We start from the raw sequence: 18,313 nt of genomic DNA on the forward strand, positions 1-18,313 counted from the left end.
GTGGGGGACTTCCCTCACACGGCCTTTTTCGTTCAGCTCAACGGGATCTCGGCACGCAGGCGGAACGTGTGCTCCGGCGTGAGACCGGCGTGCAGGTCGCCGCCGAGCGCGCGGACGCGCGTGGTGAGGTTGCCGATTCCGCTGCCGTCCCTGGACTTTCGCTCCGACGTGGAAATCCCGTCGTTGACGATGTCCATCGTGACCCGTTCCGGCGAGCTGCACAGCACGATCTCGCAGCGCTCGGCCTTGCTGTGCCGCAACAGGTTCGTCACGCCCTCGCGCAGCACGGTCGCGAGCGTCACCGTCACGTCCTTGGGCAGCTCGTCGCACGGGTCGATCCGCACGGTGACGTCGATGTCGGCCGCGGACAGCAGCGCCTGCGCCGACTGGGTCTCCTCGTCGAACGACAGCTCCCGGTAGCTCAACGCGACCGACCGCACGTCCGCCAGCGCCTGCCGGGAGATCTCCAGCACCTCGGTGAGCTCCTGCCGCGCCCGATCGGGGTCGATCGTGACCAGCCGGTGCGTGAGCTCGCTCTTCAGCGTGATCGCCGACAGGCTGTAGCCGAGCAGGTCGTGCAGATCGCGCGCGAACCGCAGCCGCTCCTGCGTCACCGCCGCCGTCGCCAGCTCCTCGCGGGCCTCGTGCAGCTCGTTGACCATCGACTGCAACCGGGTCAACGCGTAGAGCACGAGGCCGTGGTTCATCGTGGCCATGAGGCCGTACGCGATGTCCACCGGTCCGTGGCCGAACACGTGGTAGAGAACGCCCTGTGCGGCCACCACGGTGAAGAAGCCGATCCAGCCGCCGACGCGGGGCACCAGCAGCGCCACCGACCCGGCGAGGAAACCGGGCACGGCGAGGTACGGATCGCTGTACAGCAGCTGGGGCGCGTACACGCAGACGGCCATGGCCGCGAGCACCCCGGCCGCACGCGGCGGCGGCAGCGAGACGTGCTGACGGCTCACCAGGCCCAGCACCAGCGCCGCGGTGCCGACGATGCCGGCCAGCGCGACCGCGACCCCGGTCGCGCCGACGCGGGTGTACTCGTATCCGGCGACCAGCATCGACATCGCGACGTAGCCGATCACCACGACCGTGAGCAGCACCTGCGCGAACCGTGTCGCCATCGCGGGACCGGCCGGGCGTTCCCGCGCCGCCGGCTCCTCCTCCGCCGGTTCGGCCGGCACCTCCGCGTGCAACCGGAAGGTGCCGTCGGGAGACGTCTGGGCCAGCAGTGAGCCACCGATGGCCGTGGTCCGGATGTCGAGGTTGCTCAGGCCGCTGCCGCGGTCGGCGCCGGCTTCGACCGGCCCGCCGTCGTTGACCACGTCGAGCGACACGAGGCGGTCCATGCCCGAGATGCTGATCGTGCACCGGGTGGCCTGGCTGTGGCGCAGCAGGTTCGTGACGCCCTCGCGCAGCACTGTCGCGAGCACCGTGCGGGACCGCGGGGAGAGGTCGGCGTGGTCGCCCGCCTCGATCGTGGTCTCGACGCCCGCCGCGGTCAGCACGGACCGCGCCGACTCGATCTCGTCGGTCAGCGACAGCTCCCGGTAGCTCGACGCCACCGCACGAACGTCGGTCAACGCCTCGCGCGCGATGCTGAGGATCTCGGCCAGCTCCTTCAGCGCGCGCTCGGTGTGCTCACCGACCAGCCTGCGGGCCAGCTCGACCTTCAGCGTGATCGCGGACAGGCTGAAGCCGAGCAGGTCGTGCAGGTCGCGGGCGAACCGCAGGCGTTCCTGCGACACCGCCAGCCCGGCGAGCTCGGAGCGGACCGTCTCCAGCTGCTTCACCAGCGGCGGCAACCGCGAGAGGCCGTACACGACCAGGCCGGAGGCCAGCGGCGACACCGTGTAGTAGACCAGTTGGGGGAGTGCGTCGACGTACGCGGACTTGATCACGCTGTTGCTCAGCGCCACCGCACCGAAGACCACCCATCTCACCCGGCCGGACAGCACCAGCAGCGCACTGCCGGCGAGGAAACCGGGCATCCCGGACCACGCGTTCGCGAAGAACGGGTACGGCACGTAGATCAACGCCGCCATCGCGCCCAGCGCCAGGTACGCCTTGGCCGATCGGAGGTTCGCGCTCGGTCTCGAGAAGACTCGCAGCTGCAGGTACCCGATGGCGAGCAGACAGGCGAGAGACGCGGCGATCCGCGCGGGCGTCGCCCCGGCCTGCAGCACGTAGAAGAAGGCGTTGCCGAGGTAGTTGGCGAACACCACGCTGATCACGACGTACGCCAGACGACGGGATACGGACGAGCGTTCCAGTCGTGACGTCACAGCAGCTCCCACGCGAGGATCCGGACGCGGCCATGATACGGGCGCTGCCCGTTTTCTCCCGTGCTTCGCGCTTCGCGATCGGGGCAACATGACGGCGGCTCAGCGCCTCGCCGGTACCACGAGCTGGGCGCCCGCGAGATAGGCGACGACGTCGGCGACGAGGGACTGCTCGACCTGCAGCGCTTCGGCCACCTGCGCGATCGTGGTCTCGGCCGCCAGCAGCGTCTTCGCGATCTCCGTCGCGGGCGCGCTGTGCAGGATCACCTGGTACTGCGAGCCGGGGCTCGCCAGCGCCTGGTCACCGTTGAGCCGCTCGATCTCGGTGCCCCCGCGCATCGTGACGGTCTCGTCGTCGCCGATGTGTGGCAGCGTGAACACCGCGTCACCGGTCACCGCCACGACCGACAGGATCGGGCCGGCGCCGTCGTTCAGCCCGAGCGACGGCACGACACAGCCGCCGAGCTGGTCGAGCGTGTTCTTGAGCTTGCGCCAGACCAGGCACGGCCCGCCGCCGTTCTTCCACCGCACGAAGTTCTCGTGGAGCACGGAGATGTTCTCCAGCGCGACGGGCCCGAGGGACATCCGGTGCAGAGCCTCGCGCACCAGCGGGCTGGTGTCGGCGAGCTCGATCGCACCCCAGCGCCCGTGCACGGTGAGGTGCTCGGCTCCCTCGTCGACGAAGGCGTCCTCGATCAACGACCACAGCGGGCGACCCGCGGGGACGTGCGACTGGGTGGGCACCACGGGCGCCTCCGCTCGGGTCACATGAACAGTGGGATCGGGTTGAGCTCGTCGTAGTGGCGGGGTCGTGGCAGTCGTCCCAGTTGTACGGGCACGTCGTAGAGGCGTCCTTGAGCGAACCTCGACCAGAAGTGCCGCAGTCCCGGCACCACGACCCGCACGACCGCAAGCCCGATGTCGGGACGGGTCTGGTCGAGCACGAGCAGCTCCATTCCCCGTTCCTCCAGGGTGGCCTCGATGACGCGGATGTCGTCGGCGAGGTCGGGATGGTGCGTGTAGCCGTGGTGCGACGCGTCGCGCACCGGCTCGGCCGGGTCGGGTGCCAGCCACGGCTGCTCGGAGAGCCGCGTGCGTTCGAACCACGTCCGCGTGTCGATGTCGAACGCGCCGAGATCGACGGGCTCGCACACCATCGGCATGCACTGGTTCAGCTCGGTGAGCGCGCGACGGGCGGCCAGCCGCGGGTCCAGGTGGGCACCACAGCCGAGCATGATGTCCTCGCGCGGGCCGTCGACCCGGCGGGACACCGCGACCATCACGGGTACGCCCAGGTCCGCCGTGACGTCGAGCAGCCACACCTCGCGGCCGAGGCTCGCGTGCACCTCGCGGCAGTCGTCGATCCAGCGGTCGTGGAACGAGTCCAGGTTCACGCCGGGCACGGGAGTGCGGTTGTACCACCAGATGGCGACCGCGTCGCGTTCGACGAGTTCCAGAAGCCCTTGCAGCACCGCGTCTTCCAGGCTGCTGCCGGCGGCGCAGCCGTTGGAGTTCGACGTGACACTCGGCGGACAGGGGGCGCCGAAGTAGAGCATGCCGGTGGGCAGGAACTTGTGGCGTCGTTCGGTGAGGGACCACAACGGGGTCCAGTCCATCACCTCGTCGTCGTCGAACGGGGTGGTGACGTGCTGGAACCTGGAGTGACTCGCGTTCCACACGTCGCGGTTCTCGTACTGCCGCGGGTGGTAGTGCTGCACGGTGTCGGGGTGGATGGCCAGGTCGCCGAGCGACCGGTAGCTGCCGCTCACCCGTGCCTCGTCGCCGCAGAACGCGCCACTGCGCCGTTCCACGGCTTCGCAGAGCGCACCGACCTCGGCGTCGAGCGGCGTCACGCCCTTGCCGCCGGTGTCCGCGCGCAGCGACGAGCGAAGTGCCTCGATCCCGTCGCCCGCGGCCGCGATGTTCGCGCCGGACCAGAAGGAGTTGAAGAACGCGGGACCGGTGTTGTTGCGGCGGATCTCCCGCACGATCCCGGTGACCGGGCCGACGAGGTGCCGATAGGTGTCGAGCACCTCCTGCGGCGATGACGACCGGTGGCCACCGCCGTCGCAGGAACGCTTGAGCCTGCTCGTCAGGTCAACCCGCTCGAACGCCCTGCTCGCGACGATCCCGGGGTCGCCGCAGCCGGGACATTGCGGTCGCGCCCGGACGTCGTGGTGCGCGACCCGCATGGTCAGGCTGTCGTAGCTCCAGATCGCCCGCTGCGTGTTGTGCCGGAGACCGGCGAGCCACTTGGCGGCCTCGACCGACGCGATCTCCAGCGCGGTCGCGGTGAGCGACGGCAGCCCGATCGCGGCCCGAGGTGCCGGACCGCGCTGTCCGCAACGCGCGCGGACGTGGGCTTCCGCCGACCGGTTCGCCGACAGCCGGGTGGCGAGGCACCGCCAGCAAGGCCCGTCGCCCGGCGTGAAGAAGGGACCCACGCACACCTGTGCCCCGATCGGCTTGACCAGCAGCCACGGGGTGCCGGTCGAGCGGTGTGCGGCGTCGATGTCGCGGAGCTCGGGCGCCAGGTAGTCCGCACACGCCACGATCGTGAGGTCACCACTCCCCGAGGTGACCGTCAGTCCGTTGCGCCGCAAGGCTTCCGCGAGCGGGTCGCGATCGGTGCCGCCGATCGCGACGATGGAGACGGGCGACGCCGTTGTCGCCGCCACCGCTTCCGCTGGGTCTAGACCCGCCGCGTCCCAGTACGCGAGTGAGGCCTCGGTGCCGGCCGAACCGTCCTCCTCACCCCGCCTGCCGATCAGTCCCGCGGCGGTGAGCCGTGCCAGCATGCGGCCGACCTCGTCCGCGGTCAGCCCGGCGGGGGCGTCGCGCAGCAGCCCGGCGAGGTCGCGGGTGCCGTCGAGCAGCAACGCCAGCGATTCGACGTGGCTGCCCTGGATCGCCGTGACACCGGCTTCCGCGAAGAGGTAGACGGCCTCGCCCTGCACGACCTGCGGCCGGAGGTGACGTTTGAACCCGATGCGTTGCTCGCCAGGTTCAGCCAGCTCGCTTCTCATGCCGCGAGAACCTCGTCGAACGCCACGAGCGGCCTGCCCGGCGCGGTGTGCGTCCAGGCGATGAAGAGGTCCATCGAGGCCTCACGGTCGAATTCGTAGATCTTCATGTCGTCAATGGCGCCGTCGGCGTTGCTCATGGCGGTGACGGAAGCCAGGTGATCCAGAGGGAAGGTGGGGTGCATGTTTGCGACTCCGATGCATGGGACCAATGTGGTGCGTCAATCGTGCCTACCGGCCGTAATGGGCCGGTAGTTACGCGTTAATGCGCCCTGGTATGAAGTTTTCACACCCGCGCACAGGGAGAACTCATCCGAGATCGAGGACCGGTGCACTAACGCGACGCCGTTGGGCCGAGCAGACTAATCAGGTGCTCGGAGAAGGAGGAGGGGCGCGATGCAGATCCAGGTCCTGGGGCCGGTCGAGGCCAAGGTGAACGGTCGCTCGGTGACGCCCACGGCGGCCAAGCCGCGTCAGATACTGGCGCTGCTTGCACTGCACTCCGGATCGGTGGTGTCCGTACCGACGCTGATCGAGGAGCTGTGGGGCGACCGCCCGCCCCGGAGCGCGCGCACCACGTTGCAGACCTACATCTTGCAGCTGCGCAAACTGATCGGGGACGCGCTGGCGGTGTCCGGCGAGAGCGGCGCGAAGGAAGTGCTCGTCACCCGCTACGGCGGCTATTTGCTCGACGTGCCACCGGAGTCCGTCGACGTGCACGAGTTCGACCGGCTCGCCCGCGCCGGTCATCAGGCCCACGACGTCGAGGACCACGCGTCGGCCGCGCGGTTGCTGCGGCAGGCGCTGGAGATGTGGCGCGGTCCCGCCGTCGTGGACGTGCGGCCGGGAATGCCGCTGGGCATCGAGGTCGTGCGGCTGGAGGAGGCACGGCTCGGCGCGCTCGAAGCCCGCATCGACGCGGAGCTGCGGATGGGCAGGCACAAGGCGTTGCTCAGCGAGCTCTCCGTGCTGACGGTGCAGAACCCGTTGAACGAGAACCTGTGTGCGCAGTACATGATCGCGCTGTTCCGCGCCGGCAGGCAGTGGCAGGCGCTGGACGCCTTCAAGGCGTTGCGCAACACACTGGTCGAGGAGCTCGGCGTGGAGCCGTCGGCGAGGTTGCAGGCGCTGCAGCACGCGATCCTCACTTCCGATCCGCGCCTCGACAGCGCCGAAACCCGGCAGCTGCAGAGGCTGCTCGCCTGAGTCCGGCTCCAGCGGCCCCCGTCACACTGTGGCGGGGGCCGTTTTCGTTGTCCTGCAACGCTTTCTTCCAGGACGTCTCCAGTGGCACCCCACCGCGCGCTGGCAACCTCACTGAAGGGCGCGCGGAAATCGCCCGGTGGAGGAAAGGAAAATAGCCGTGAGCGCACTGACCATCGAGGGCCTCAAGGAGATCCTCAACGAGGCCGCGGGCGAGGACGACTCGTTCAAGCCGGGCCAGGACATTCTCGACGTGCCGTTCCTCGAGCTGGGCTTCGACTCGCTCGCCCTGCTGGAGACGGTCGCGCTGATCAAGCGGAAGCACGGGGTCGCGATCGCCGACGACGAGATGGCGTACCTGGAGACGCCGCGTCAGTTGCTGGACAAGGTCAACGGACAGATCGCGGCCTGACGCCGGCGAATCGGAACGGAGACGAACATGACGCACACCACCACGCACACGGTCATGATCGGTGCTCCCGCCAAGGTGGTCTACGACCTGGTCGCGGACGTGACGACCTGGCCGTACACCTTCGGACCCACGGTGCACGCCGAGGTGTTCGAACGGGACGGATCCACCGAACGGCTGCGGCTGCACGCGTTCGCCAACGGTGACGTGCGCACGTGGACGTCCCGTCGCGAGCTCGATCCGGCGAACCTGCACGTCAAGTTCGAGCAGGAGCGTTCGGCCGCGCCCGTCAAGACGATGGGTGGGGAGTGGCGGATCGTCCCGATCGCCGACTCGGCGACTCGGGTCGATCTGCTGCACCACTTCACCGCCGCCCAGCCGGAGGCGGTCGACCTCATCCTGAACGCGGTCAACAACAACAGCGACGCCGAGCTCGCGGCGCTCAAGCGCGCCGCCGAGTACGGCGACGACTACGACAAGCTGGTGCTGTCGTTCTCCGACAGCATCACGATCCACGCGGGCCGCAAGGACGTCTTCGACTTCCTGTACCGGTCGGACCTGTGGCCGCAGCGGCTGCCGCACGTCGCCCGGCTGGACCTGAAGGAAGCTGTCACCGGCGTGCAGTCCATGGAGATGGACACGCGCAGCCCGGACGGGTCGATCCACACCACGCACTCGGTGCGGGTCTGCTTCCCGTACGACAGCATCGTCTACAAGCAGACGGCCACGCCGCCGATCATGGCGGCGCACGTCGGCCGGTGGACGCTCAGGGCCATCGGCGACGGTATCGAGGCCGGCATCGAGGCGACCTCGCACCACACGGTCGTCATCCGGCCGGAGGTCGTGACGGAGGTGCTGGGGCCGGACGGCACGCTCGAGCGCGCTCGCGAGCTCATCCGTCACGCGCTGGGAACCAACAGCCTCACGACGCTCCGGCACGCGAAGGAATTCGCCGAGAACGGATGAGGTGACGCGCGATGGGGTTGGGTGGCGCGGAACTGCTCACCGCCGCGGCACGTGCCGCGAGCCGCAACGGGCTCTACGTCGTGTCGATGTACCTGGAGAAGGCGGCGATCGAACATCAGCGCAAGGGATGTCCGTCCGAAGTGGCGCCCTGTGCTTACGAGATCGAGGCTTCCCGCGTACTGCTGTCGGGGTTCTAGATGGAGCACTACGACATCTCGCTGCGTCGCACCGGACTGTCCATCTCGGACAGACTGGTCGCGGCGCGGCGCCTCGACACGCCGGGACTCACGTTCGTCGACGGAGGCCGGCCGGGGCGGTTCTACCGCCGTGCCGCGGTCGAGCTCCGGTTGCGGGCCACCACCCTCGTCGTGTCCGGTGGTGCGGAAGACCTCACCGCACTGCTCGCCGCGGAAACCGCCGCGGTGGCAATGGTTGTGCAAGGGCACGGCTTCTTCCCGGATTCGGTTTCCGGGTTGCGAGAGGCCGTGCGTCAACTCGTGCGCGCCCAACGGCGAGTGATCGTCGAGGCGCGGGACTTCTTCGACGGCTGGCTGGCCGATCCCGAGCACGCGCTCGAGGTCGTGCTGACGGCCGCGGAGGCTGGGGCGGAAACCGTGTTGCTGCACGACACAGCGGGCAGGCTGTGGCCGGACCAGATCGGCGAGATCGTCGAGACGGTCGCGGAAACCGGTGTGCCCCTAGGTTTTGGTTGCCATGGCGGCGACTTCGTGGCGAAGCAGCAGTTCGCCGCGGAGGCGGGGGCGGGCCTCTTGCAGCGGTCCTACGCCGTTGTTCGAGGTGGCCTCGATCGGGCCGTTTCACCATCGGTTCATTCGGCAGAAACAGGTATCGCTCCTGTGCCCTGTCCGAGATTGGAGCAGACCGTGTCCGCACAGAAGGCGATTGGAGGTGTCCGATGAGTCGTCGCGCCGTCATCACCGGGGTGGGCGTGGTAGCACCTGGTGGCATCGGAACGAAGGCGTATTGGAAACTGCTGTCCGAAGGGCGTACGGCGACTCGCATCATCACGCACTTCGACGCGTCTCCGTACCGCTCCCGCATGGCGGGTGAAGCAGATTTCGACCCCGTGCGCGAAGGCCTGTCGCCGCAGGAGATCCGCAGGCTCGACCGCGCCGCGCAGTTCGCGGTCGTCGCGGGCCGCGAGGCGATGGCCGACTCGGGCATCGAGTTCGACCAGCTCGACCCCGGCCGCATCGGTGTCTCGCTCGGCACCGCGGTCGGCTGCACGACCTCGCTGGAGCGCGAGTTCATCGTCGGCTCCGACCGGGGCAAGTACTGGGAGGTCGACCAGTCCTACGCCGTGCCGCACCTCTACGACTACTTCACGCCGTCCTCGATGGCGACGGAGCTGGCGTGGACGGTCGGCGCGGAGGGACCGGTCTCCGTGGTCTCCACGGGCTGCACGTCCGGTCTGGACTCGGTCGGCTACGCGGCCGAGCTGATCATGGAGGGCTCCGCGGACGTCGTCGTCACCGGCGGCACCGAGGCTCCGCTCTCCCCGATCACCGTGGTGTGCTTCGACGTCATCCGCGCGTCGAGCACCCGCAACGACGATCCCACCACGGCGTGCCGCCCGTTCGACAAGACACGTGACGGCCTGGTGCTGGGCGAGGGTTCCGCGATCATCGTGCTCGAGGAGCTGGAGCACGCCCGCGCTCGCGGTGCCCACATCTACGGAGAGGTCGCCGGGTTCGCCTCGCGGTGCAACGCCTACCACATGACGGGCCTGCACCCCGAGGGCATCGAGATGTCCGACGCCATCAACATCGCGTTGAAGCAGGCGCGTTCGGACGCCACCGACGTCGGCTACATCAACGCGCACGGCTCGGGCACCAAGCAGAACGACCTGCACGAGACGGCGGCGTTCAAGCGTTCGTTGGGCGCGCATGCGTACAAGACGCCGGTGTCGGGCTTCAAGTCGATGATCGGGCACTCGCTGGGCGCGATCGGTTCGCTGGAGATCGTCGGCTCGCTGCTGGCGTTCGAGGAGAACCTCATCCCGCCGACGGCGAACCTGCACGAGCCGGACCCAGAGTGCGACCTGGACTACGTGCCGCTGGTCGCGCGCGAGGCGAAGGTCAACACGGTCCTGACCGTGGGCAGTGGTTTCGGTGGATTCCAGAGCGCCATGGTGCTCAAGAAGGTGGAAGGGGCAGGCCGGTGACTCGGGCGGTGGTGACGGGAATCGGCATCGCGTCGCCGAACGGGCTGGGGCCGACCGCGTACTGGCGGGCGACCCTGCACGGGGAGGCGGCGATCAAGCCGATCACCCGGTTCGACAGTGCCAACTACTGGGCGAAGATCGCCGGCGAGGTGCCGGGCTTCGAGGCAGGCCGGCACCTGCAGGGCCGGTTGCTGCCGCAGACGGACCACATGACGCGGTTGACGCTGGTGGGCACTGACTGGGCGTTGCGCGGCGCGGGCGTGCAGCCCAACGACATCCCTGACACCGACATCGCGGTGATCACCGCGGCGACGGCGGGCGGGTACGAGTTCGGTCAGCGGGAGCTGCAGAAGCTGTGGCACCAGGGCCCGGAGTACGTCTCGGCGTACCAGTCGTTCGCGTGGTTCTACGCGGTCAACACGGGCCAGATCTCCATCCGCCACGGCACACGCGGTCCCGGCGCGGTGGTGGTGTCCGAGCAGGCCGGTGGCATCGACTCCATCGGGCACGCCCGTCGCCAGCTGCGCAAGGGAGTGAAGCTGGCGCTCACGGGTGGCATGGACTCGTCCCTGTGCCCGTGGGCGTGGGTGGCGCACCAGGCGTCGGGTTGCCTGTCGCGCAACAACAACCCTCGCCGCGCCTATCTGCCGTTCGACCGCGACGCCTCCGGGTACGTCGCCGGTGAGGGCGGCGCGATCATGGTGGTCGAGACGCCGGAGTCGGCGGCCGAACGTCCCGGCACCCGGATCTACGGTGAGATCGTCGGGTATGCCGCGACGTTCGACTCGCGGATGCCGTCGCGGGAGCCGGGGCTGAAGCGGGCCGCCGAGCTGGCGTTGCGCGACGCCGGCATGGACGCCTCCGAGATCGACGTGGTGTTCGCCGACGCGGCGGGCATTCCCGAGCTCGACAAGGCCGAGGCCGAGGCGATCAAGGGGATCTTCGGGCCGTTCGGTGTGCCGGTGACGGCGCCGAAGACCATGACCGGCCGGCTGTTCGCCGGCGGCGGGTCGCTGGACGTGGCGTCGGCGATCCTCTCCATCTACTGGAGCGCGATCCCACCGACCGTCAACGTCGAGAACCCCGTGCCGGAGTACGAGCTGGACCTCGTGATGAACGAGGCGCGGCACGGCAAGGTGAAGGCCGCGCTGGTGCTCGGGCGTGGCAAGGGCGGGTTCAACTCCGCCATGGTGGTTCGCGAGTACAGGTGATGTCACTCGTTGCTCAGGGGTCGCGAGATTTCCTTCGCGGCCCCTGAGCCGTTTCTGGAGGCTTTCGTGGATGTAGCACTGATGTTTCCCGGGCAGGGGTCGCAGTACCCGCGGATGGCGGCGTCCCTGTACGGCACGGATACCGTGTTCACCTCGGTCATCGACGAGGTGTTCGAGCTCTTCGGCGAGGTTGGTGCGGTTGCTTGTGAGGACTGGCTTTCCGGTGCTGACATCGACCACGTGTCGCGTGCTCAGCCGTTGTTGTTCGCGGTCGACTACGCGTTGGGGCGCACCGTCTTGTCATGGGGTGTTCAGCCTGTCGCGTTGATCGGGCACTCGGCGGGGGAGGTCGTCGCGGCGACTCTCGCCGGGGTCTTCTCGTTGGAGGAGGCCGTTTCCCTGGTGCGGGACCGGGTGTTGTCGGCCGTGCCGATTCCGTCCGGTGGCATGCTGGCCGTCGCGGGTTCCGAAGCCGACCTGGTGCCCTACCTGGAAGGCGATGTCGCGATCGCGGCGGTGAACTCGGCTCGGCAGACGATGCTGGCCGGGTCGGACGAGCCACTCGCTCGGGTGCGGCTGCGGCTGGAGGCGGACGAGTACATCGTCGTGACGGTGCCGGCGTCGACACCGTTCCACAGCCCGGCCATGCAGCCCGCAGTGGATGAGGCCCTGGCTTCGTGGAGCGCGTCGCCCTCCGCGCCCTCCCTGCCGGTGTACTCCGGCTACACGGGCAAGCTGATGACCGCCGAGGACGCGTTGTCGGCGCGGTTCTGGACTCGGCAGCTGACCGATGCCGTCTACTTCGGACCAGCGTTGAACGAGCTGCTGGCGATGTACGACGTCCTGCTGGTGGAAGCCGGACCCGGCCAGACGCTGACGTCGTTCGCGCGCCGCACGAAAGCCGTGCGGACGGGTGTTTCCCAGGTGTTGCCGTTGCTGGACGCCTCGGATTCCGTCGAGGCTGCTCGTTCGCGTCTGGTGTGAGACGTATAAAAGGGCCGCCCTCTGCTGGAGGGCGGCCCTTTGGCTGGCAACTAGTCGATGCCGCGGATGATGTGGTCTTCGGTTTCAGGTGGCCGCATTTCGTTGTTCTCCATGCTTTTACGGTAATTCTGGTGATTCAGCTCTCACTCGAGAGATGGTCGTCGAGCAGTGCGACCGCACGCGTCCAGCCCGCGCCGGCGCCCTTGATCTTGACCGGGAACGCGACGACCGTGAACCCGAAGTCCGGCAACGCTTCCAGGTTCGAGAGGCGTTCGATCTGGCAGTACTCGCGGTCGCGGCCGGCGAAGTGCGCTGGCCACAGCACGCTCTCGTCCTTGGTCGCGAGGTAGCGCTTGACGATGTCCGGGAAAGGCGCGTCGAGACTGAACGCGTCGGTCGCGATCACCTTGACCCCCAGGTCCAGCAACAGGTTCGTGGCGGGACCGTCGAGCCCGGTGTAGTCGGTGAAGTACGTCTGGGTGCCCGCGTGCTGGGCGGCGCCGGTGTCGAGGATGACGATGTCCATCGGCTTCGGCGTGTAGCCGATGCGGGCGAACTCCTTCTCCAGCACGTCTGGGCCGATGACGCCGGTGCCGTGGCCGCGGACGTCGAGCTTCACGCCGGGGTTGTGGAACCACTCCAGCGGCATCTCGTCGATGTGGCGGGGGATTCCGTTGCCGTACGTGGTCTTCGAGCCGTAGTGGGAGGGCGCGTCGACGTGCGTGCCGGTGTGGGAGGTGAGGCTGATCCGGTCCAGCGTCAGGAACTCCGAGTCCCGCAGCACGGACACGTCGAACTCGATGCCCAGCCGCGCCTTGAGCTGCTCGGCCATGTGCTGGGCACCCTGGGCGGCCGTGAGCACCTCGTGCGTCACCGGGTCCGCTTCGTACGCGGATGCGTCAATGTGGGAAGACAGATCGATGATGCGCATGCTCAGCAGCGTGGCGGGTGTTCCTTGAGCACGTCTCAAGACGCGGTGTGCATGGTTCTCCTGGAGCTGACACCGGTTTTGGGGAGAGTCATGATCACCTTCGTCAACCGTTTCACGCTGACCGGCGACCCCGAGGAGTTCGAGAAGGCCTTCGACGAGACGGCGGCGTTCCTGCGGGAGCAGCCGGGCCTGATCAAGTACACGCTGTCGCGCCAGCTGGACGACCCGGCGTCGTACGTGAACATCGCGTTGTGGGAGAGCGCTGACGCGCTGCGTGCCGCGCTGGGGCACCCGGACTTCGGCGGCCACGCCAAGGCGATGCGCGGCCTGGCCGAGTCGCAGGGGGCGGTCTTCACCCCGCGCCTGTCCTTCGAAGCCTGATGGGACCTTTGCGGGGCTTGAAGGTCGTCGAGTTCGGAGGCATCGGTCCGGGCCCGCACGGCGCGATGCTGCTCGCGGACCTCGGCGCGGAGGTCGTGCGCGTCGAGCGTCCGTCCGGCGGCCTGTCCGTGGTGCCGGACGCCTCCCGCGACTTCCTGTTGCGCGGCAGGCGTTCGGTGTCCGCGGACCTGAAGTCCGCCGAGGGCCGTGCCTCGGTGCTGTCGCTGATCTCGGCCGCCGACGTGGTGATCGAGGGGTTCCGGCCCGGCGTGCTGGAACGGCTCGGGCTGGGCCCGTCCGACTGCCTGGCGGTCAATCCTGGTCTGGTCTACGCGCGGATGACCGGCTGGGGCCAGTCCGGCCCGCTGGCCGACCGGGCCGGCCACGACATCAACTACCTGTCGCTGACCGGTGTCCTGCACGCGATCGGCAAACCGCCGCTGAACCTCGTCGGTGACTTCGGCGGTGGGTCGCTGTACCTGGTGGTGGGCGTGCTGGCGGCGTTGTGGGAACGGCAGCGCACCGGCCGAGGCCAGGTCGTCGACGCGGCGATCGTCGACGGCGTGGCCTCGCTCGCCCAGATGATCTGGTCGATGAAGGCGCAGTCGGTGTGGGAGGACGCGCCCGACTCGAACCTGCTCGACGGCGGCTGCCCGTTCTACGCGCTGTACGAGTGCGCTGACGGACGTTCCGTCGCCGTGGGTTCGCTGGAACCGCAGTTCTACGGGTTGCTGCTGGCCGGTCTGGGCTTGTCCTCCGACGACCTTCCGCCGCAGCTGGACCGCGACGGCTGGCCGTTGCTGCGCAAGACGTTCGCCGAGGCGTTCCTGACCAGGACCCGCGACGAGTGGGCAGAGGTGTTCGGTGACACCGACGCCTGCGTGACCCCGGTGCTGACACTGGAAGAAGCCGCTGCGCACCCGCACCTGGTGGCGCGCGGAGTGTTCACTTCGGACGGTGCCGCCGCGCCCGCACCCAGGTTCGCCTGACCGTCGTCTCAACTGGCAGCGTGCGGGACATCGTTCGCACGACCGAGTTGTTTGTCGTGGAACCGCGCATCTTCACCGAGCCCCAGCAGGAGGCGAGCTACGACGACCTGCTCCGCGCGGCCAGGACGGCGGAGGACGCCGGCTACGGCGCCTTCTTCCGCTCCGACCACTACCTCAAGATGGGCTCGGTCGACGGGCTGCCCGGCCCGACGGACCCGTGGATCACGTTCGCGGGTCTGGCCCGCGACACCAGCACGATCCGCCTGGGCACGCTGATGACCGCCGCGACGTTCCGCTACCCCGGCCCGCTCGCCATCAGCGTTGCCCAGGTCGACCAGATGTCCGGCGGCCGCGTGGAGTTCGGCATCGGCGCCGGCTGGTACGAGGCGGAACACATCGCCTACGGCATCCCGTTCCCGACGCTCGGCGCCCGCTTCGAACGCTACGAGGAACAGCTCGCCATCATCACCGGCCTCTGGGAAACCCCGGTCGATGGCACCTTCTCCTTCGAGGGCAAGCACTACAACCTCACCGACGCCCCGGCTCTCTCCAAGCCCGCGCAGGACCGCATCCCGGTCGTCATCGGTGGCATGGGCGCGCGCCGCACCCCGGCACTGGCCGCGAGCTACGCCACCGAGTTCAACCTCCGTTCGTGGGCATCGACGCCGCCCTCGAGCAGTACGCCCGTGTCGACGCCGCGTGCGCCGAAATCGGCCGCGACCCCCGCGAGGTGTCCGAGCTCAAGGAGAACGGCCTCTGCGGAACCCCGGCCGAGGTTGTCGACCGCATCGGCACGTGGCGCGAGCAGACCGGCATCCAGCGCGTCTACCTGCAGATGCTGGACCTGTCCGACCTCGACCACATCATCGAGGTCGCTGCCGACGTGGCTCCGCAGTTGTCCTGATATCCCGTATATCAGCAAGGCTCATATCTCATATCCGATATATCGCACATCGGATATGGGATATGTCCCCGTGACCCTCGCTCAGGCGAGCGCGCGGCGAACCTCGTCCGGCATCGGCATGGCATACCGTCCGAACCGCCGCCGATATCCGATGTACCGCAGCTGCAGCGCGGGGTCGTCGAGATAGCGGCGTTCCAGCCCGTTCTTCCCGAGCACCAGCCTCAGCCCGCGACCGAGCATCGACGGCGAGTCCAGCCCGAAGCGGTCGCGCAGCACGTCGGCGGCAGCGTGGTCGCCGAACTCCAGCGCGGCCCGTCGCACGGACTCGACCGGCACCATCAGGTACGGCTCGTCGGCGCGAACGCCGTCGCGATGTGCGATGCCCAACGCACTGAGCGCCTTCTGATGCGCGCCGCCGTCGAGCCCGAGGTAGTACTGCTCCCAGTCGCCGACCTGGATCTCGCCGCTCCACGTGCGCGCCGGTGCGGCCACCGCCGCCGCACCGCCGTACGGGAGACCTGATGACGCGAGCGCCGTGACACCGGCAGCCGTGAACAACTGGCGTCGAGAAAGTCTCACGACGCACCCTCCTCCGGAAAACCCCCTGGGAAACCCGCGGTTCCCCGCCGCGGGGCTACGGAATGCTAGCGAAGGTGATCCCCGGCGCGACGGGGCCAGAGCGGGTCAAAGTGCGGTCCGTCAGGGGGAGGGTTCCGTCCAGTGCCGCGAGCACAGCGTCACGTGCCATCGGCAGCACCTCGGCCACAGTGACGTCTCGGTCCAGCTCGTGCGAGAGCGAAGCGACGCCCGCGTCCTTGATGCCGCACGGGATGATGTCGCCGAACGCGTCGAGGCTCGCGTTGCAGTTGATCTCGAAGCCGTGCATGGTCACGCCGCGCTGCACGCGGATGCCGATCGCGGCGACCTTGCGCTCCGGGCCGCGGTCGTCGGCCGGGATCCACACGCCGCTGCGGCCCTCGACCCGGCCGGTGTGCACGCCGAGCTGGTCGCACACGTCGATCAGGCCCTGCTCGATGCGCCGCACGTACTCCACGACGTCCATCGGCTCGATCAGCCTGACGATCGGATAGCCGACCAGCTGACCAGGACCGTGCCAGGTGATCTTGCCGCCGCGGTCGACGTCGATGACCGGGGTGTCGCCGCCGCGCGGGCGCTCCTCGTCCAGAGTGCGTCGGCCGCACGTGTAGACGGGCGGGTGCTCGAGCAGGAGCAGCGTGTCCTCAGCGGTGCCGCCTGCGCGCTTCTCCGCGATCTCCTTCTGGAGGTCCCACGCCGCCATGTAGTCGATGAGGCCCAGCTCACGGACGACGACGGGGTCTGACGAGGTGCGGCACGAGTTCACGACCCGACGTTACCAACCCCAGAGCCAGCGCTGCCACGAGTCCAACACCCGTCACACCCAGCACCGCGCCGATGACATCGGTGACCCAGTGCATCTCCAGCACGACCCTGGCGAACCCGGCCACGAGCACCGCCAGAACGGCCCACAACACGCCACGGTGCAGCAGCACGATCATCGTGAACGCCACCGAGGCGACTGCCACGGTGTGCCCGCTCGGATAGCTCGGCAGGTGGTACTCCACAGGCCGCACCCGGTCGAACAGCCACCGCACCAACACCGTCGCGCAACACAGCCCGTGCAACGCCAACGCCTTCCACAACCGCAGATCACGCCGCCGCCACGCCAGCACGAACAACACCGCCGCGAACGACCACCCGATCGTCGGCCCGAGCACCAGGCTCACGACGTACGCCGTCGCCCGCAGCCAATCCGGGCGCGGCAGCGCGTCGTGCACCCACACGTCGAGCCCGGTGACCTCCGGCATGCCGAGCAGGATCCAGGAGATCAGCAGGACGGCGGCGACCACACGAGTCATGCGACCGCCGCGTTCAAGGCGGACGGCAGCGCGGGATGCATGAAGCGGAACCCGCGGCTCTCCAGCACCTTCGGCGTGAGCCCCGGCCCGCTCAGCAGCAGTTCCTGCGCCATCTCCGCACCGAGCAACGTCTTCAACGCGAACGCCGGCACCACCCACGGCGTCGGCCGGTGCAACGCCGCCCCGACCGCCTTGGTGAACTCGGCGTTCGTCACCGGCGTCGGACCGGCGACGTTCACCGGCCCGCGAATCTCGTCGTGCTCGACGACGAACCGGTACGCGGACACCACGTCGTCCAGCGACACCCACGGGAAGAACTGCTCCCCGGTCCCGAGCTTGCCGCCCAGGAAGAACTGGAACACAGGCTTCAGCCGGCCGAACACCCCGCCCGACGGCGAGATCACGACGGCGGTGCGCATCAGCACCACCCGCACGCCACCCTCCTGCGCCACGGACGTCGCCGCCTCCCAGTCCTGGGTCAGCCGCGACATGAACGTGTGCCCGCCCGGCGCGTCCTCGTCCGCCAGCCGCGAACCGGTGTCGCCGTAGAAGTGGGCGCCCGACGAGTTCACCAGCGCCGGCACCCCGTGCTCGACGACCGCCGCCGACAACACCTCGGCCGGCACGACGCGGCTGTCGTGCAACACCTGCTTGCGCGCGTCGTCCCACCGCTTGTCGCCGATGCCCGCACCGCACAGGTTCACGACGGCGTCGACGCCGTCGAACGTCCCTGAGTCGATGCGCCCGGCATACGGGTCCCACCCGCGTTCGTCAGGCGCGGCGGTCTTGCGGCGCACCAGCCGCAGCACCTCGTGCCCGGCGGCGCGCATCGACGCGACCAGACTCGTCCCGATCAAGCCCGACGATCCCGCGATGACAACTCGCATGAGTAGATCGTTCCGCACTGTGTCATTACCTGCACAGCAATACGTCGCATGCAG

Annotated in this window: 19 protein-coding genes and 1 pseudogene; 11 read left to right on the forward strand and 9 right to left on the reverse strand. The window is 68.9% G+C overall.

The features are described from left to right. Positions 1-32: 32 nt before the first annotated feature. The 4 genes from C8D87_RS29760 to C8D87_RS46240 all read right to left on the reverse strand — a co-directional run bounded on the left by C8D87_RS29760 (position 33) and on the right by C8D87_RS46240 (position 5,451). Positions 33-2,291, reverse strand: coding sequence for a sensor histidine kinase (locus C8D87_RS29760; protein ID WP_146771906.1), 2,259 nt, complete (start codon positions 2,289-2,291; stop codon positions 33-35). A gap of 99 nt (positions 2,292-2,390) precedes the next feature. Then, the gene (locus C8D87_RS29765; protein ID WP_112229171.1) at positions 2,391-3,056 is read right to left on the reverse strand and encodes a hypothetical protein; all 666 of its coding nucleotides are present in this window, start codon (positions 3,054-3,056) and stop codon (positions 2,391-2,393) included. Next, positions 3,053-5,314 (reverse strand): TOMM precursor leader peptide-binding protein, encoded by a 2,262-nt coding sequence (locus C8D87_RS29770; protein ID WP_112229172.1) that lies wholly within the window; start codon positions 5,312-5,314, stop codon positions 3,053-3,055. The genes C8D87_RS29765 and C8D87_RS29770 overlap by 4 nt, the downstream gene beginning before the upstream one ends. Further along, positions 5,311-5,451 carry a hypothetical protein gene (locus tag C8D87_RS46240; RefSeq protein ID WP_170166628.1) on the reverse strand — a complete coding sequence of 47 codons (141 nt, stop codon included), beginning with the start codon at positions 5,449-5,451 and terminating at the stop codon, positions 5,311-5,313. The genes C8D87_RS29770 and C8D87_RS46240 overlap by 4 nt, the downstream gene beginning before the upstream one ends. Positions 5,452-5,707: 256 nt before the next feature. On the opposite strand from C8D87_RS46240, the gene C8D87_RS29780 reads away from it, so the two are divergent. The 8 genes from C8D87_RS29780 to C8D87_RS29815 all read left to right on the forward strand — a co-directional run bounded on the left by C8D87_RS29780 (position 5,708) and on the right by C8D87_RS29815 (position 12,269). After that, positions 5,708-6,517, forward strand: a complete 810-nt coding sequence (locus tag C8D87_RS29780) for an AfsR/SARP family transcriptional regulator (protein ID WP_112229174.1) — start codon at positions 5,708-5,710, stop codon at positions 6,515-6,517. Positions 6,518-6,674: 157 nt separating this feature from the next. Continuing rightward, positions 6,675-6,926 (forward strand): acyl carrier protein, encoded by a 252-nt coding sequence (locus tag C8D87_RS29785; protein WP_109640597.1) that lies wholly within the window; start codon positions 6,675-6,677, stop codon positions 6,924-6,926. Between the two features lie 27 nt (positions 6,927-6,953). Continuing rightward, positions 6,954-7,889 carry an aromatase/cyclase gene (locus C8D87_RS29790; protein WP_112229175.1) on the forward strand — a complete coding sequence of 312 codons (936 nt, stop codon included), beginning with the start codon at positions 6,954-6,956 and terminating at the stop codon, positions 7,887-7,889. A gap of 11 nt (positions 7,890-7,900) precedes the next feature. Continuing rightward, complete coding sequence (locus tag C8D87_RS29795) at positions 7,901-8,086, forward strand: hypothetical protein (RefSeq protein ID WP_109640595.1); 186 nt, start codon at positions 7,901-7,903, stop codon at positions 8,084-8,086. Next, positions 8,087-8,809, forward strand: coding sequence for a beta/alpha barrel domain-containing protein (locus tag C8D87_RS29800; protein ID WP_112229176.1), 723 nt, complete (start codon positions 8,087-8,089; stop codon positions 8,807-8,809). Beyond that, entirely contained in the window at positions 8,806-10,074 is a 1,269-nt protein-coding gene (locus C8D87_RS29805; RefSeq protein WP_109640593.1) for a beta-ketoacyl-[acyl-carrier-protein] synthase family protein, read from the forward strand. The genes C8D87_RS29800 and C8D87_RS29805 overlap by 4 nt, the downstream gene beginning before the upstream one ends. Beyond that, positions 10,071-11,285 (forward strand): ketosynthase chain-length factor, encoded by a 1,215-nt coding sequence (locus tag C8D87_RS29810; RefSeq protein WP_112229177.1) that lies wholly within the window; start codon positions 10,071-10,073, stop codon positions 11,283-11,285. Before C8D87_RS29805 ends, C8D87_RS29810 begins: the two co-directional genes overlap by 4 nt. 66 nt (positions 11,286-11,351) lie before the next feature. Then, complete coding sequence (locus C8D87_RS29815; RefSeq protein ID WP_146771907.1) at positions 11,352-12,269, forward strand: acyltransferase domain-containing protein; 918 nt, start codon at positions 11,352-11,354, stop codon at positions 12,267-12,269. 136 nt (positions 12,270-12,405) lie between these two features. Here C8D87_RS29815 and C8D87_RS29820 read toward each other — a convergent pair whose 3' ends face one another. Beyond that, complete coding sequence (locus C8D87_RS29820; protein WP_112229179.1) at positions 12,406-13,200, reverse strand: cyclase family protein; 795 nt, start codon at positions 13,198-13,200, stop codon at positions 12,406-12,408. Positions 13,201-13,290: 90 nt separating this feature from the next. On the opposite strand from C8D87_RS29820, the gene C8D87_RS29825 reads away from it, so the two are divergent. From C8D87_RS29825 to C8D87_RS29835, 3 genes and pseudogenes are all read left to right on the forward strand, one after another. Continuing rightward, entirely contained in the window at positions 13,291-13,581 is a 291-nt protein-coding gene (locus C8D87_RS29825; protein WP_112229180.1) for an antibiotic biosynthesis monooxygenase family protein, read from the forward strand. Beyond that, positions 13,578-14,570, forward strand: a complete 993-nt coding sequence (locus C8D87_RS29830) for a CaiB/BaiF CoA transferase family protein (RefSeq protein ID WP_112229181.1) — start codon at positions 13,578-13,580, stop codon at positions 14,568-14,570. Before C8D87_RS29825 ends, C8D87_RS29830 begins: the two co-directional genes overlap by 4 nt. A gap of 56 nt (positions 14,571-14,626) precedes the next feature. Continuing rightward, positions 14,627-15,474, forward strand: a pseudogene (locus C8D87_RS29835) (LLM class F420-dependent oxidoreductase). Between the two features lie 81 nt (positions 15,475-15,555). On the opposite strand, the gene C8D87_RS29840 reads toward C8D87_RS29835, so the two are convergent. From C8D87_RS29840 to C8D87_RS29855, 4 genes are read right to left on the reverse strand one after another with little or no spacing between them, the layout of a single operon-like run. After that, entirely contained in the window at positions 15,556-16,053 is a 498-nt protein-coding gene (locus C8D87_RS29840) for a hypothetical protein (RefSeq protein WP_146771908.1), read from the reverse strand. A gap of 55 nt (positions 16,054-16,108) precedes the next feature. Beyond that, positions 16,109-16,837 carry a lipoyl(octanoyl) transferase LipB gene (gene lipB / locus C8D87_RS29845; protein WP_109640585.1) on the reverse strand — a complete coding sequence of 243 codons (729 nt, stop codon included), beginning with the start codon at positions 16,835-16,837 and terminating at the stop codon, positions 16,109-16,111. Then, positions 16,794-17,372, reverse strand: a complete 579-nt coding sequence (locus C8D87_RS29850) for a phosphatase PAP2 family protein (protein WP_112229183.1) — start codon at positions 17,370-17,372, stop codon at positions 16,794-16,796. Before C8D87_RS29850 ends, lipB begins: the two co-directional genes overlap by 44 nt. Further along, the gene (locus tag C8D87_RS29855) at positions 17,369-18,259 is read right to left on the reverse strand and encodes a TIGR01777 family oxidoreductase (protein WP_112229184.1); all 891 of its coding nucleotides are present in this window, start codon (positions 18,257-18,259) and stop codon (positions 17,369-17,371) included. The genes C8D87_RS29850 and C8D87_RS29855 overlap by 4 nt, the downstream gene beginning before the upstream one ends. Positions 18,260-18,313: the final 54 nt, after the last annotated feature.

Source organism: Lentzea atacamensis, from assembly GCF_003269295.1.
GTDB lineage: Bacteria > Actinomycetota > Actinomycetes > Mycobacteriales > Pseudonocardiaceae > Lentzea > Lentzea atacamensis.